The following is a 13,847-nucleotide window of genomic DNA, read 5'->3' as shown; positions in this document are numbered from 1 at the left end:
GGTCATGCGCGGGTCACCCCGAGGGTGGCGGCCAGCGCGACGATCGTGGCGGGAGCACCCGGATGGCGGACCGTGGCGGCGAGTACGTTCCGGGCGGCGGGTCGGCGGCGTACCTCGGCGGGGGCGGTCCGGTCGGCCTCCAGCAGCACCCGGGACGCGTTCACCGGGTCGGCAACCTGAAGGTACGCACGACCGGCGTCGATCAGGTGGGCGGCCCGATGCTCCGGTGGCAGCCACCGCCAGCCGTCCCGTCCGACAGCTTTCTCGTGTCGGACGATCGCCTCGTCCGGCGTACCCAACTCGATCGCGACAGCGACCCGGGCGAGCGCCACGGCCGTCGGTCCGAAGCTGGTGTGATGATGATCGTTGCCGTCGCCGACCTCGGCGGCCAGGTCGGCGGCCTCGTCGACGCGGGCGGCGGCCCGGTCGTCGCCGTGCCGGGCTGCCGCGAGCGCCGCCTGCACGAGCAACGTCCCGCAGAGCGACATGCGTGCCACGTCGAGGTCGGTCTGCCCGATCCGGTACGCCGCCGCCAGTGTCGCCGTGCCCGCCTCCCGCGCGCGACCAGCCGCCCGCAACACCTGGCCGAGCTGCACGGTGGCGGCGGCGACCAGTAGAGGATCACCGGTCGCGACCGTCATCGCCCGGTCGGCGGCGAGCCAGGCCAACTCGGTCTCGTCGAGTTTCACCAGCAGCGAAGCGGTCACCCGGTACGCCTCCACCAGCGGAACCCGGCCCGCCTGCGGATCGTGGGCGTGACCGCGCTGTGTCCCGGCCAGCAACTCGGGCAGCAGACCGATAAGCGCCGGGTACCGCGCATGCTGAGAACTGGTCCAGGCATGCGCGACGCCCCGCGCCAGCCGAGCCGCGTCCGGCGCGTCCCGGCGCGCCGCGGGCCGATCCAAGGCAATGTCGTACGCGGACAGTGCCGCCCGGATCTGCTCGACGCCCTCGACCCTGGTGGTCGCCTCGGCAGATCGACTGTCCTGGCCGAGCAGCACCGCCTGATCGATCCGCAGCGCGGCAGCGATGTCCCGCAGCGTGGAAACCCTGTCCAGGGCCCGTACCCCGCGCTCGACCTTGTCCACCCAGCTCTTGGACTTGCCGAGCCGGTCGGCGAACACCTGCTGCGACATCCGCCGCCGCGCCCGCCAGTACGCCACCCGCCGCCCGATCGGCACCTCGTCCCTCTTCACGCCGCGCTCCTGTTCAGCTGCGCGTTGACTATCCATGGCATGCCGACCGAGAGCACTTGCAGAGGCCGAACACCGGTTCCCGCCGTTCTCTCCCTGATCGTCCAGGACACTGATCTCGTCCGGAGGTAAGGCGGCATTCGACTGCATGTCAACGGGGTCGACCATGTGGCACCTTCCGCCCGGTGTCGAACAGGTGCCCACTCCGAACGTGGGCGTAGCACTGTCCGAGGTGGGTATGCGGGCCGGAACCGCGGAGTTTGCCGAAGCCAGGGAACCGACGGAGATCGACATGCCGACCGAGAGAGTCGACTACCGCCGCATAGCGAACGAGATCACGAGCAAGATCAAATCTGGCGAACTCGCGCCGGGGGAGAAGCTGCCGTCCACGCGTCAACTCGCCGAGCAGCACGGCGTGCACATCTCCACGATCCACCGTGTCATGTCGTTGCTCAAAGACAGAGAGTTGGTCGAAGGGCATCCCGGGAAAGGCGTGTACGTAGCCGAGCCGGAGCGCGGGTCCGAGTAACGCCAGCCTCCGCCGGGTCGGCAACGTCTCTGTTCCGAAGGTTGAAACAAGATCTTGGACAGTTGTCGTTAACTACTAACGGAATTTTTCCAAGATCTCGTTCCTGGTTGACCGACAGTAAGCGAGGCGCTGGCGGTGCCGACGCAGGTCAGTCGACTCGGAGTGAACGGACGATCGCTTCGGCGACTGCCGGGTTGCTGGACACCGCGACGAGGAGTACCTGTCGGTCGGGGACCACCACCACCTGCCGCGTCCGGCCATCCGGCAGCACGTCGCCGCCCCCCAGGACGGGGTGGCCGAATGCCTCGCCCGCCTCGGTGGCGAGCTGGGCGACCGGGTCGAGATCGAGATTCGCGCGCTTTATCTCGGCGTAGTCGACGCGAGGCTGCGGCAACACGGCGCAGCCCGCGATCACATCGAGGTCCACGATGTAGGTGTCGCGCATCGGCGTACCGCATTTGAGGGCATTGCGTGGCCACTCAGCTGGCACCGAGATCCGTACGCCCTCGCTGGCCACCTCCTGTTGGGGAGTTGGACCTCGATCACGTATGGCCGCAGTCACCACCGTGGCGAGGGCGAGAACCGCCCCGATCGCGACAGCGGCGACCGCCATCCGTAAGCCCGGGCGGCTCCTCAGATCGAGGCTCATCCATGCCCCTCACCAGTTGTCCCGTCACTCATGCGAACTTGGAATCGGCCCGAACCGAATCTATCCGTAGGCCGAGACGAGACCTGTGCTCAGAGGTCGAGCATGCCGACCGTCTCGCCGCCGCTCTGCTCGCCGGTGGGGCGGAAGCCGAGCTTGAGATAGAAGGCTTCCGGGCCGCCGGCCCGAGGCTTCCAGGTCACGTACGCCCGGGTGCCGCCCCTGGCCCGAATCTCCTGGCACACGGCTGACAGGGCGAAGCGACCGTAGCCGCGTCCCTGGGCGTCGGCGGCGATGTTCAGCCGCCAGAGGCCGGACCGTCGGTCGTCGGGATCGCGACCGGCGTTCCACTGGATGTCCAGGAAGGCCATCAGGAACCCGACGAGCGTGTCTCCGTCGTAGATCAGTCTCGGCCAGGCGTTGTCGGCAAAGACGTACGCCTCGGCGAGCGACTTGACCACCGGCCCGACCAGGTCCTCCTGTTCGGGGCGCACGGACAGCGCCAGCGCCGCCTCGTAGTTCTCCGGCGTGATCCTTTCCAACCGCATACGGCGGACCGTAGCGGGCTGGCGACGGCACTGGCGACCCCGTTTCCACCGGCCGTGACCTCCGCCCCGAAAGCCGCTCGCCTCACGATTGGAGCAACGCGCCGGACGAGGAGCCGCGCGGCGACGAGGCCCGAGAAAGGCTGGCGGCGACGAGGGTGGCGGCCAGGACGGAGACGGCGGCGACCGGGCCGATCCAGGCCGGGCCGAGGCCGACCGCGAGCACCGTGCCGCCGAGCGCGGCGCCGAGGGCTCCGGCGGCACCGGCGACGGAGATGTTGACGGCGGCGACCAGGCCGGTGGTGGCCGCGTCGACCTGACCCATCAGCCAGGTCTGGACCAGCGGCACGACCAGGAACGCCGCCGCGCCCAGCAGGGCCAGCCCGGCCAGCGCCAGCGGGGCCACCGGCAGCAGGACTGGCTGCACCAGCAGGATCGCGGTCAGCGCGCCGACGGCGAGGGGCAGCCGGCGGGTGATCGCCTCGGGGCGTACCCGGCCGGCGAGCAGGTTGCCGGCGATGGTGCCGAGGCCGTAGCCGACCAGTCCGACGCTGACCCAGCCGGGACTCAGCCCGGTGACGGTGCGCAGCATCGGCGCGACGTAGGTGAACGCGGCCACGAAGCCGGTCAACGCCAGCAGGGTGACGCCGAGTCCGGCGTAGATGCCGGGGCGCAGCAGCGCACCGACGCTGTCGCGGACGCCGGCCGGCGGCGGGGTGGGAATGCGGGGGCAGAAGACGAGCACGCCGAGCAGCCCCAACGCGGCCATGCCGGCCACGGCCACGAAAGTGACCGGCCAGCCGTACGCCTCACCGATCAGGCTGCCCAGCGGCAGGCCGAGCACGGTGGCCAGGGCGAATCCGCCGAACAGTCGGGCCACCGCGACGGTCTGCCGCTGCGGCGGAACCGAGGCCATCGCCACCTGGGAGGCCACCGCCATGAACAGCGCCTGCGCCAGCGCCGAGCCCAACCGGGCCGACAGCAGCATCGGGTACGAGGTGGCCATGGCGCTGGCCACCGCGGACACCGTGGCCAGCGCCATGGTGCCGGCGAGCAGCTCCCGGCGCGGCAGGCGGCGGGTCAGCACGGTGGCGACCGGGCCGCCCACGGTGACAACGATCATGTACGCGGTGACCAGTTGGCCGGCGGCGGCAACCGACACGTCCAGGTCGGTGGCGACCTGGGGGAGCAGGCCGACCAGCACGAACTCGGCGGTGGCCACGGCGAACGAGCAGACGAAGAGTACGTAGATGATCACAGAGGGGACGCTAAAGCCTCACACCGACGTTAGAGTCAAGTGATGCGGATCGGTGAGTTGAGCGCGCGGACCGGCGCGTCGGTGCGGATGCTGCGGTACTACGAGGAGCAGGGTCTGCTGACGCCGGTACGCACCGAGTCGGGCTACCGGATCTACCAGGAATCCGACGTCGACCGGGTGGCCCGGATCCGGTGCATGCTGTCGGCCGCGCTGCCGTCCGGAGTGGTCGGACAGGCGCTGCGGTTCCTGCTGGACGGCCGGGCCGCGATCCCGGACGAGCCGGCCGACCGGGCCCGCCTGGCCGACACCCTCCAGGGCGAGTTGGACCTGCTGACCGAGAAGATCGAGTCGCTGCGGTCCAGCCGGGACCTGCTCGCCACCATCGTCGCCGACGTACGCGGCGACGTGGTGGGGCCCGGCCATCCCGGTGACCCGGGCGGCGGGGTGGCCCGCCGGTCGGTCCGCAAAGCGGGCCCGGCGCTCGGTCTCGCCCGCTGAGCTGCCGCTCAGGCCCTGCTTGGCGGCGTGGGCAGGCGGAGGCCGTGCATGCCGCCGTCGACGGCGAGCACGCTGCCGGTGGTCGATCCGGACAGCGGACTGGCGAGGTACGCGACGGCCGCAGCGACCTCCTGCGGGGTGGTGAGGCGACCGGTGGGCTGGCGGGCCCGCAACGCGGCCAGTTCCGCCGCCGGATCGTCGGCGGCGTCGAGCAGTCGACGTACCCACGGGGTGTCCGCTGTGCCGGGGTTGACACAGTTCACCCGGATGCCGGCGGTGACGTGGTCGGCGGCCATCGCCAGGGTGAGCGCCTGCACCGCTCCCTTGCTGGCGCTGTAGAGGGCCCGCTGCGGCAGCCCGAGCCAGGCGGCGATGGAACCGATGTTGACGATCGCGGCGTGCGCGGAGGCGCGCAGGTGCGGCAGCGCGGCCCGGGTCACCCGGACGATGCCGACCACGTTGACGTCGAGAACCTGGTGCCATTCGTCAACGGTGCCGGCCTCGATGGTGCCGACCGCACCGACGGCGGCGTTGTTGACCAGGACATCCAAGCCGCCGAACGCGGCATGGGCGGCGGCGATCGCGGCCCGTACCGACGCGTCGTCGGTCACGTCGGCGGCCAGGCCGAGCAACGGCTCGGGTACGTGCTGCGGGTTCAGGTCCAGGCAGGCCACCCGGGCGCCCCGCTCGGCGAGCAGGGTGGCCGTGGCCAGGCCGATGCCGGAGGCGCCGCCGGTGACCACCGCCGCCAACCCGGTGAACTCGCCCCGGCCGGCGACGGGTCCGCCAGCGAACCCCGGCCCGTCGCCGGTCACGCGGCTGCCAGCGTCTGACGTTGCCGGCCCAGGCCGTCGATCTCCAACTCGACCACGTCCCCGGCGACCAGGTACGGCTTGGGCTCCGGCTGCCCGAGGGCGACGCCGGCCGGGGTGCCGGTGTTGATGACGTCGCCGGGGTAGAGCACCATGAACTGGCTCAGGTAGCGGACGATCTCGGCCACCGGGAAGACCATGTCCTTGGTGGCGCCGTCCTGCCGCAGCACGCCGTTGACCCAGAGCCGCAACCGCAGGTCCTGCGGATCGGGAACCTCGTCGGCGGTCACCAGCCACGGGCCGAGCGGGTTGAACGTCTCGCAGGACTTGCCCTTGTCCCACTGGCCGCCCCGGTCGAGCTGGAATTCCCGCTCCGAGACGTCGTGGGAGATGGCGTACCCGGCGACGCAGTCCAGCGCCGCCTCGGTCGACGGCAGGTAGCGCGCCTTGCGGCCGATGACGACGGCGAGTTCGACCTCCCAGTCCGTCCTGGTGCTGCCGCGGGGCACCAGCACGGGGTCGTCGGGACCGACCACCGTGTCCGCCGCCTTGAGGAAGACCACCGGCTCGGTGGGCAGGGCCGCCCCGGTCTCGGCGGCGTGGTCGCGGTAGTTCAGCCCGATGCAGACGATCTTCCCGGGCCGCACTGGGGGGCCGATCCGTAGCCCGGTGCCGTCGATCGGCGGCAGGTCGTGCGGGACGATGTCGGCCAGTCGGGCTAGGCCGTCGGCCGCCAGGAAGGCGGCGTCGACGTCGTCGGTCACGCCGCTGAGGTCACGCAGTTGGGCGGCCTCGTCGAGCAGTGCCGGCGTTTCCCGCCCCGGCGGTCCTACTCGCAGCAGCTTCACCGTCACCCCCAGATACCGCGGCGCGAACGAGCCGCAAGACATGTGATGTCTACCAGGTGATCGTGACGCGTCACAAGGCCCATGATCGACGGCGATCTTCCTCGGGGTTGGGCAACTCGACCGGGCCGCAGGTCCTGCCCGGCCCAGGGCCGTCCGACCCGTCCGGAGGGGACTCCGGCCGCTGGTCCGCGCCACGTCCGGGCGCTGCACTGGAAGCAGGACGGAGAGAGGTGGGAACGATGACTTATCTGATTGTCGTAGGCGTCGATGGTTCGGACGGTGGGCGGCGTGCCCTGCGGTGGGCGGTCGGTGAGGCGGCCGAACGCAACGGCACCGTGCAGGCGGTGACCGCCTGGCGGTGGGACGGCCTGGACGGTGGTGCCATGGTCGCGCCCAACCCGATCGAGGAGGAGGAGCGGGCCACCGCCCTGCTGGCCCGGGAGATCGGCGAGGTCACCCGGGGCACGTCGGCGACACCGGTCTCGGCCGAGGTCGTCGAGGGCCGGCCGGCCGACGTGCTCACCGCCGCCGCCCGTGGCGCCGACCTGCTGGTGCTGGGCAGCCACGGGCACGGCCGGCTGCGGCACACCGTGCTCGGCTCGGTCAGCGAGGAGTGCGTACGCAAGGCGACCTGCCCGGTGGTGGTGCTCCCGGTGCCGGTGCCGGCGCCGAGCGGTCCTGCCGTGCCGGCGGTGCCGGCCTGAGGGCGCCCGACGGGGGTTGCCGGTCTCTGACATGCTCTGGGCCGTGACGACCGGCCACCCCCGTTCCCACCGCCGCGCCCGCCGTACCCGGTTCGGGCTCCTGTTCGGCCTCGGCATCGTGATCGCCCTGGCCGTGGCGGCCGTGATCGTGCTGCGCCCGCCGGGGCCCCGCCCGCTGTTCCAGATGCCGGTCGGCTGCGGTGAGACCTGGCAGGTCGGCACCTACCCGGGGCACGGCGACTACGACGTGGATTTCTTCCCGCTCTCCGGCGACCCGTGGGGACAACCGGTGCTCGCCTCATACGAGGGCACCGTCACCGTGGCCGGGATCAACGGGTCGCTTGGTGGGCGTACCCCGGACAATCCGGACGGCCCGCGGGGTCGTGGCGGTGGTTACTGGGTGAAGATCGACCACGGCGGCCGGTGGGAGACCCAGTACCTGCACCTGTTGGAGCCGCCGCTGGTGCAGGCCGGCCAGCGGGTCGTCCAGGGCCAGCAGATCGGCCGGATCGGCAGCACCGGCAACTCCGGCGCCCCGCACCTGCACTACGAGCAGCGGCGCGGCTGGCAGAAGGTGGAGACCTACTTCGACGGCGCCCCGTCGGGCATCACCCAGGACGACGCCGAGTACACGCTGCGGCTGACCAGCAACAACTGTCCGTAGCGCGAAGTGCTGTCGTACCCACCTGATGGGGTACGTCCCATGGGTGTTCTGTATGACTACTTCCGGGCGGCGGACGACGCCGCCGCGATCGGGCTGATGGCGGAGCTCGACGGCGGTCCGGTCGCCGTGTCCGGGGGCCGCCCCGGGGTGGACGCGATCGACCTCAAGGGCATTGAGCCGGCGGTGACCCTCGGCAAGCTGATCGGCTTCGTGCGCGGGGTGGCCTGGTCCACTGACCTGATCGAGCAGCGGCTGATCTGGAGCGGTGGCGACGAAGGGCCATGGTTGATCGTCCTCGACGACGCCACCAGGGACACCCTGGCGTCGGTCACCGCCGCCCAGTCTCCCGAGCTGTCGGCGCGGTGGGGGCAGATCGAGGAGCTGGCCTGGGGTGAGCCGCTGCCGCCCGGTGAACTGCTGCCGGTGATCGAGGAGATCAGCGCCCTGGCCCGCCGTGCCCAGGCCGCCGGTCACCACCTCTACTGCTGGTGCTGCCTCTGACCGCCCGGGTCACAGCTTGACGGCGAACGTGTCCGCCCGCCGGTCCGAGCCCTGCCGGCCGGCGGATTTGCGGTTAGCGTGGGCGAGCAGGGCAGCGGCGACCAGGGCAATTTGCCACGTTTTGTGTTGACATCGCTAGGTCGGGGGACCAGACTCGCAAGATCTTTCGACTGCCGGGGAAGAATCCAGGGGGAGGACCATGTCCAGGACCAGATTCAGGTTGGCCGGCGCGACGATCGCCCTGATGCTCGCCGCCGTGGCGGGATGCAGTGGGGGCGAGGGCGTCGACGTCGACGGCAACGACACGGCGGGCGCCGGAGGCGTGCTCAACGCCGCGATCGGCGGCGAGCCCGACCAACTCGATCCACACAAGACCTCCGCCTACTACAGCTTCCAGGTGCTGGAGAACGTCTTCGACACGCTCGTCGAGCCGGACGCCAACCTGGAGATGAAGCCTTCCCTGGCGACCGAGTGGACCACCAGCGAGGATCAGCTGACCTGGACGTTCACCCTCCGCGAGGGCGTCAAGTTCTCCGACGGTTCGCCGCTGACCGCCGAGGACGTCGTCTACTCCTACAACCGGATCATCGACGAGAAGCTGAACAACGCGTACAAGTTCGGCACCGTGAAGTCGATCGAGGCCACCGACCCGAAGACCGTGGTGGTGACCCTCAACGCGCCGACCCCGAACCTGCTGGCCAACCTCGGTGGCTTCAAGGGCGTGGCGATCGTCCAGAAGGCCAACGTGGAATCCGGTGAGATCACCACCAAGCCGGTCGGCAGTGGCCCGTTCGCCCTGGAGAACTACAGCTCCGGCGACAGCATCCGGCTGGTCCGCAACGACAACTACTGGGGCGAGAAGCCCAAGCTGGACGGCGTCCGATTCACCTTCGTCAGCGACCCCACCGTCGCCCTGCAGAACCTGCGCGGCGGTGAGGTGCACTGGACCGACAACCTGCCACCGCAGCAGGTGCCGGCGCTGCTCGACGGGGACGACCCGACGGTGCAGTCGGTGCCCTCGACCGACTACTGGTACCTCGCGCTCAACCAGGCGCGCAAGCCGTACGACGACGTCAACGTCCGCCGGGCCATCGCCTTCGCGCTGGATCGTGAGGCGATCACCAAGGCCGCCAAGTTCGGGCTGGCCACGGTCAACCAGACCGCCATCCCCCAGAACAGCGCCTTCTACTACGAGTACGCGCCGTACAGCCACGACGTCAACCAGGCCAAGCAACTGCTCGACCAGGCCGGGGTGAGCGGCCTGACCATGGACCTCATGGTCACCAACGAGTACCCGGAGACGGTCACCGCCGCCCAGGTCATCGCCTCCCAGTTGGAGGCCGTCGGGATCACCGTCGAGATCCGTACGCTGGACTTCGCGCAGTGGCTCGACGAGCAGGGCGCCGGCAAGTTCGACTCGTTCATGCTCGGCTGGCTGGGCAACATCGACCCGGACGAGTTCTACTACGCCCAGCACCACAGCGACGGCACGTTCAACTTCCACGAGTACGCCAACCCGAATGTGGACCGGCTGCTCGACCAGGCCCGGACGGAGACCGACCAGGCCGCCCGCAAGCAGCAGTACGAGCAGGTGGCGAAGCAGATCGTGGACGACGCCAGCTACATCTACCTCTACAACCCGGACGTGGCCCAGGGCTGGTCCAAGCAGGTAAGCGGCTACGAGGTACGCACGGACCGGGCGATCCGGTTCCGCGACGTGGCTCTCGCTCGGTGACCCGGCGGGGGACCTCAGGTGGCCCGCTTCGTCATCCGTCGGCTGTTGCAGTCGGCCGTCGTGCTGCTCGGCGTGACCCTCGTGGTGTTCCTGCTGCTCCAACTGGTGCCGGGTGACCCGGTCCGGGTCGCCCTCGGCACCCGCTTCGACCCGCAGACGTACGAGGCGTTGCGGGCCCGGGCGGGGCTGGACCAGCCACTGGTGGTGCAGTACTTCGACTACCTGCGGCGGGCGCTGACCGGCGACCTCGGGGTCAGCTTCCGCAGTGGACGCCCGGTCACCGCGATCGTGCTGGAGCGGCTGCCGGCGACCCTGTCGCTGGCGGTCACCGCGGTGGTGTTCGCCATGGCGATCGCCTTTCCACTGGGGATCGTCTCGGCGATCCGCAGCGGCTCGCTTGTCGACCACGCGGCCCGGGTGTTCAGCCAGTTCGGTGTCTCGGTGCCGGATTTCTGGATGGGAATCATGGGCATCCTGCTCTTCTCCGGGGTGCTCGGCTGGCTGCCGCCGTCGGGATACGTCGCGCTCACCGAGGATCCGGGGCGCTGGGCGTCCCACGTGGCGCTGCCCGCCGCCACGGTCGGCCTGGTCACCGCCTCGATCCTCACCCGGTTCATCCGCTCGTCGATGCTGGAGGTGCTCTCCGAGGACTACGTGCGCACGGCGGAGGCGAAGGGACTGCGTACCCGGGTGGTGGTGCTGCGGCACGTGCTGCGCAACGCCCTCATTCCGGTGGTGACCGTGGTGGCGGTGCAGTTGGCCAGCCTGCTCGGCGGCGTGATCGTGATCGAGGTGCTGTTCGCCTGGCCCGGCATCGGGCGGCTCACCTACGACGCCGTCGCGGCTCGGGACTATCCGGTCCTCCAAGGGGCGGTGCTGCTGGTGGCGGCGCTGTTCCTCCTGGTCAACCTGTTGGTCGACATTCTCTACGCCCGTCTCGACCCGAGGATCACGGTCAAATGAGCGAGCAGACGGTCAACCGTGAGGGACAGCTGCGCCGGGTGCTCGCGGTGCTGCGCCGCGATCCGCTGGCCCTGACCGGCAGCCTGGTGCTGGTGGTGCTGGTCGTGGTGGGTCTGGGTGGCTCCTGGCTGGCGCCGTCGGGGATCAACGAGGTGAACGTCGACCAGATGCTTCAGCCGCCGAGCTGGGCACATCCGTTCGGCACCGACGAGCTGGGCCGTGACGTGCTCAGCCGGGTCATGGTCGCCGCCCGGGTGTCGTTGCAGGTCGGTCTGGTCAGCGTCGGCATCGCGCTGGTGGTGGGGGCGACCCTCGGGCTGTTCGCCGGCTACTACCGGGGCTGGCTCGACAACGTGCTGATGCGCTGCATGGACGTGCTGTTCGCGTTCCCGGTGCTGCTGCTGGCGGTGGCGATCGTGGCGGTGCTCGGTCCGGGACTGGTCACCGCGATGGTGGCGATCGGCGTGGTCTACACGCCGATCTTCGCCCGGGTGACCCGGGCCGGCGTGCTCTCCGTGCGGGAACAGGTCTTCGTCCGGGCCGCGGTCTCCGTCGGCGCGTCCGACCTGCGGATCATGCGCCGGCACGTGCTGCCGAACATCGCGGCGCCGCTGATCGTGCAGACGTCGCTCTCGCTGGCCTTCGCGATCCTCTCCGAGGCGGCGCTGTCCTTCCTCGGCCTCGGCGTCCAGCCACCCGATCCGGCCTGGGGCCGGATGCTGTTCGACGGGCGCGGGTTCGTCACCGACGCCTGGTGGCTGGGCTTCTTCCCCGGTGCGGCGATCTTCCTCACCGTCCTGGCGTTCAACCTGGTCGGTGACGCCCTGCGGGACGTGCTGGATCCCCGCCAGCTGACCGTCAGCGAAGCCCGGAGGAGCACCGCATGAAGCCCGTACTGGCCGTCGAGGACCTCACCGTCACCATCGGCACCCGGCGTGGGCCGGCCCACGCGGTCGCCGGGGTCGACTGGGCGGTGCAGCCCGGGGAGACGCTGGCGCTGGTCGGCGAGTCCGGCAGCGGCAAGAGCATGAGCGTGCTCGCCGCCACCGGGCTGGCGCCCCGCACCGCGCGGGTGACCGGCCGGGTGCACCTGCTCGGCACGGAACTCACCGGGCTGACCGGGGAACGCCGTCGACGACTGCGGGGGCGGCACATCGGGTTCGTCTTCCAGGATCCGATGACCTCGCTCAACCCGGTGCTCACCGTCGGCCGGCAGGTCACCGAGGCCGCCGAGGAACACCTCGGGCTGACCCGGCGGGCCGCCCGGTCCCGCGCCGTCGAACTGCTGGACATGGTCGGCATCCCGTCCGCCGGGCAGCGGGTGGACGCGTACCCGCACCAGTTCTCCGGCGGCATGCGCCAGCGGGTGGTGATCGCCATGGCGCTGGCCTGCGAGCCGGACCTGCTGATCGCCGACGAACCGACCACGGCCCTCGACGTCACCACCCAGGCCCAGATCGTCGAGCTGGTGGGCGACCTGCAACGGCGGCTCGGCACCGCGGTCGTCTGGATCACCCACGACCTGGGTGTGGTCGCCGGTATCGCCGACACCGTGGCGGTCATGTACGGGGGCCGGATCCTCGAACAGGGGCCGGTCGACGCCGTCTTCGGTGCGCCGTCGCACCCGTACACCGGGGCCCTGCTGGCCGCCCGTCCGGACCCGGCGGCCGGCAGCGCGGAACTGGTCACCATCGCCGGTGCGCCGCCCAGCCCGCTGGATCTGCCGGCGGGCTGCGCGTTCTGGCCCCGTTGCCCGGTGCGGGGTGACGCCCGCTGTGAGCACGAGCTGCCGCCGCTGGTACCGGTCTCGGCCGGGCATCAGGTCCGCACCTTCTACCCGCAGCCGACCGACGGGGAGCGCCGATGAGCGAGCGGCAGCGAGCGGATCATCAGCTCGGCGCGGTCGGGTCCGCGGCCGGCACGGCGCACGGCGGGGTGCCGAAGCAGCGGGAACCGGGCGAGGTGGTGGCCGAACTCGACGATCTGGCGGTGTGGTTCCCGACGCCGGCCGGTGTGGTGCGGGCTGTCGACGGGGTGTCGCTGCGGGTACGGCGGGGGGAGACGCTGGGGTTGGTCGGTGAGTCGGGCAGCGGCAAGTCCACCACCGGGCTGGCGCTGCTCCGGCTGGTGGATCCCACCTCCGGCACGGTCCGGGTGGGCGGCGAGGACGTCACCCGCTGGTCCCGGCGACGGCTGCGGGCGCTGCGTCGCCGGGTGGCCATGGTGTTCCAGGACCCGCAGGCGTCCCTGGACCCCCGGCTCACCATCGGGGCGAGCATCGCCGAGCCGTTGATCGTGCACCGGCTCACCGACGGCGGTGCCGCCCGCCGTCGCCGGGTCGACGAACTGCTCGACATGGTCGGGTTGCGCGGCGAGCTGGCCGACCGGCATCCCCACGAACTCTCCGGCGGCCAGCGGCAGCGGGTCGGTATCGCCCGTGCCCTGGCCGGCGAACCGGACCTGATCGTGCTGGACGAACCGATCGCCTCGCTCGACCTGAGCGTGCAGGCGCAGATCATGAATCTGCTCCGCCGGCTGCAACGGGATCTGGGCCTGACCTACCTGTTCATCGCCCACGACCTGGCCGCTGTGGAACACATGAGCGATCGGATGGCGGTGATGTACCTGGGGCGGATCGTGGAGAGCGGCACCCCGGCGCAGATCTGGCGGGATCCGGCCCACCCGTACACCGCCGCGCTGCTGTCCGCGGTGCCGGTCGCCGACCCGCAGGCCGAGCGGGAACGCCGACGGATCATCCTCAGCGGTGACATTCCCAGCCCGGTGGATCCGCCGGGCGGCTGCCGGTTCCGCACCCGCTGCCCGCAGGCCCGGCCGGAGTGCGCCGAGACCGATCCGGTGCTGGCCGAGGTCGACCCCGACCACCGGGCGGCGTGCCTGTTCGCCAAGGAGGCCGTGCGCGCCATGCGGTCGACGTGACCCCGGTGCCCGCC

At 71.0% G+C, this 13,847-nt stretch carries 16 protein-coding genes; 10 read left to right on the top strand and 6 right to left on the bottom strand.

The window, feature by feature from the left end; all coding sequences use genetic code 11:
• Positions 1–2: 2 nt before the first annotated feature.
• Positions 3–1,196: a helix-turn-helix domain-containing protein gene (locus KBX50_RS11345; RefSeq protein ID WP_307870916.1), complete on the bottom strand. Its 1,194-nt coding sequence runs from the start codon at positions 1,194–1,196 to the stop codon at positions 3–5.
• Between the two features lie 193 nt (positions 1,197–1,389).
• Between KBX50_RS11345 and KBX50_RS11340 the strand changes: the two genes are divergently transcribed.
• A complete protein-coding gene (locus tag KBX50_RS11340; RefSeq protein WP_307870915.1) occupies positions 1,390–1,722 on the top strand; it encodes a winged helix-turn-helix domain-containing protein in 333 nt (110 codons plus the stop codon).
• 148 nt (positions 1,723–1,870) lie between these two features.
• Here the strand turns inward: KBX50_RS11340 and KBX50_RS11335 are convergent, their stop codons facing one another.
• From KBX50_RS11335 to KBX50_RS11325, 3 genes are all read right to left on the bottom strand, one after another.
• Positions 1,871–2,239, bottom strand: a complete 369-nt coding sequence (locus KBX50_RS11335) for a hypothetical protein (protein WP_210936920.1) — start codon at positions 2,237–2,239, stop codon at positions 1,871–1,873.
• Positions 2,240–2,460: 221 nt separating this feature from the next.
• Complete coding sequence (locus KBX50_RS11330) at positions 2,461–2,916, bottom strand: GNAT family N-acetyltransferase (protein WP_210936918.1); 456 nt, start codon at positions 2,914–2,916, stop codon at positions 2,461–2,463.
• 82 nt (positions 2,917–2,998) lie between these two features.
• Positions 2,999–4,171, bottom strand: a complete 1,173-nt coding sequence (locus tag KBX50_RS11325; RefSeq protein ID WP_210936916.1) for an MFS transporter — start codon at positions 4,169–4,171, stop codon at positions 2,999–3,001.
• A 42-nt stretch (positions 4,172–4,213) separates the two neighbouring features.
• On the opposite strand from KBX50_RS11325, the gene KBX50_RS11320 reads away from it, so the two are divergent.
• Positions 4,214–4,669, top strand: a complete 456-nt coding sequence (locus tag KBX50_RS11320; protein ID WP_210936914.1) for a MerR family transcriptional regulator — start codon at positions 4,214–4,216, stop codon at positions 4,667–4,669.
• Positions 4,670–4,677: 8 nt separating this feature from the next.
• Here KBX50_RS11320 and KBX50_RS11315 read toward each other — a convergent pair whose 3' ends face one another.
• Entirely contained in the window at positions 4,678–5,484 is an 807-nt protein-coding gene (locus KBX50_RS11315) for an SDR family NAD(P)-dependent oxidoreductase (protein WP_210936912.1), read from the bottom strand.
• Positions 5,481–6,329: a fumarylacetoacetate hydrolase family protein gene (locus tag KBX50_RS11310; protein ID WP_210936910.1), complete on the bottom strand. Its 849-nt coding sequence runs from the start codon at positions 6,327–6,329 to the stop codon at positions 5,481–5,483. The genes KBX50_RS11315 and KBX50_RS11310 overlap by 4 nt, the downstream gene beginning before the upstream one ends.
• Positions 6,330–6,568: 239 nt before the next feature.
• Between KBX50_RS11310 and KBX50_RS11305 the strand changes: the two genes are divergently transcribed.
• The 8 genes from KBX50_RS11305 (at position 6,569) to KBX50_RS11270 (ending at position 13,833) form a co-directional block, all read left to right on the top strand.
• Complete coding sequence (locus tag KBX50_RS11305) at positions 6,569–7,033, top strand: universal stress protein (RefSeq protein ID WP_210936908.1); 465 nt, start codon at positions 6,569–6,571, stop codon at positions 7,031–7,033.
• Between the two features lie 31 nt (positions 7,034–7,064).
• A complete protein-coding gene (locus tag KBX50_RS11300) occupies positions 7,065–7,697 on the top strand; it encodes a M23 family metallopeptidase (RefSeq protein ID WP_210936906.1) in 633 nt (210 codons plus the stop codon).
• 39 nt (positions 7,698–7,736) lie between these two features.
• Positions 7,737–8,198 (top strand): hypothetical protein, encoded by a 462-nt coding sequence (locus KBX50_RS11295; RefSeq protein ID WP_210936904.1) that lies wholly within the window; start codon positions 7,737–7,739, stop codon positions 8,196–8,198.
• Between the two features lie 199 nt (positions 8,199–8,397).
• Entirely contained in the window at positions 8,398–9,933 is a 1,536-nt protein-coding gene (locus KBX50_RS11290) for an ABC transporter substrate-binding protein (RefSeq protein ID WP_210936902.1), read from the top strand.
• Positions 9,934–9,951: 18 nt separating this feature from the next.
• Positions 9,952–10,896, top strand: coding sequence for an ABC transporter permease (locus KBX50_RS11285; protein ID WP_164447131.1), 945 nt, complete (start codon positions 9,952–9,954; stop codon positions 10,894–10,896).
• Positions 10,893–11,783, top strand: coding sequence for an ABC transporter permease (locus KBX50_RS11280; RefSeq protein WP_210936900.1), 891 nt, complete (start codon positions 10,893–10,895; stop codon positions 11,781–11,783). The genes KBX50_RS11285 and KBX50_RS11280 overlap by 4 nt, the downstream gene beginning before the upstream one ends.
• Positions 11,780–12,763: an ABC transporter ATP-binding protein gene (locus KBX50_RS11275; RefSeq protein WP_210936897.1), complete on the top strand. Its 984-nt coding sequence runs from the start codon at positions 11,780–11,782 to the stop codon at positions 12,761–12,763. The genes KBX50_RS11280 and KBX50_RS11275 overlap by 4 nt, the downstream gene beginning before the upstream one ends.
• Positions 12,760–13,833: an ABC transporter ATP-binding protein gene (locus KBX50_RS11270; protein ID WP_210936895.1), complete on the top strand. Its 1,074-nt coding sequence runs from the start codon at positions 12,760–12,762 to the stop codon at positions 13,831–13,833. The genes KBX50_RS11275 and KBX50_RS11270 overlap by 4 nt, the downstream gene beginning before the upstream one ends.
• The last annotated feature ends 14 nt before the right edge of the window (positions 13,834–13,847 follow it).

Source organism: Micromonospora sp. C51 (assembly GCF_018070435.1).
GTDB lineage: Bacteria > Actinomycetota > Actinomycetes > Mycobacteriales > Micromonosporaceae > Micromonospora > Micromonospora sediminimaris.
Note: the sequence above shows the minus strand (reverse complement) of the source record. Positions and strands in the feature narration are given on the sequence as shown.

Coding starts and splice junctions, on each gene's coding strand:
- KBX50_RS11330 (WP_210936918.1), bottom strand. CDS start 2,916: ATGCGGTTGGAAAGGATCACGCCGGAGAACTACGAGGCGGCGCTGGCG.
- KBX50_RS11320 (WP_210936914.1), top strand. CDS start 4,214: ATGCGGATCGGTGAGTTGAGCGCGCGGACCGGCGCGTCGGTGCGGATG.
- KBX50_RS11305 (WP_210936908.1), top strand. CDS start 6,569: ATGACTTATCTGATTGTCGTAGGCGTCGATGGTTCGGACGGTGGGCGG.
- KBX50_RS11300 (WP_210936906.1), top strand. CDS start 7,065: ATGCTCTGGGCCGTGACGACCGGCCACCCCCGTTCCCACCGCCGCGCC.
- KBX50_RS11295 (WP_210936904.1), top strand. CDS start 7,737: ATGGGTGTTCTGTATGACTACTTCCGGGCGGCGGACGACGCCGCCGCG.
- KBX50_RS11290 (WP_210936902.1), top strand. CDS start 8,398: ATGTCCAGGACCAGATTCAGGTTGGCCGGCGCGACGATCGCCCTGATG.
- KBX50_RS11280 (WP_210936900.1), top strand. CDS start 10,893: ATGAGCGAGCAGACGGTCAACCGTGAGGGACAGCTGCGCCGGGTGCTC.
- KBX50_RS11275 (WP_210936897.1), top strand. CDS start 11,780: ATGAAGCCCGTACTGGCCGTCGAGGACCTCACCGTCACCATCGGCACC.
- KBX50_RS11270 (WP_210936895.1), top strand. CDS start 12,760: ATGAGCGAGCGGCAGCGAGCGGATCATCAGCTCGGCGCGGTCGGGTCC.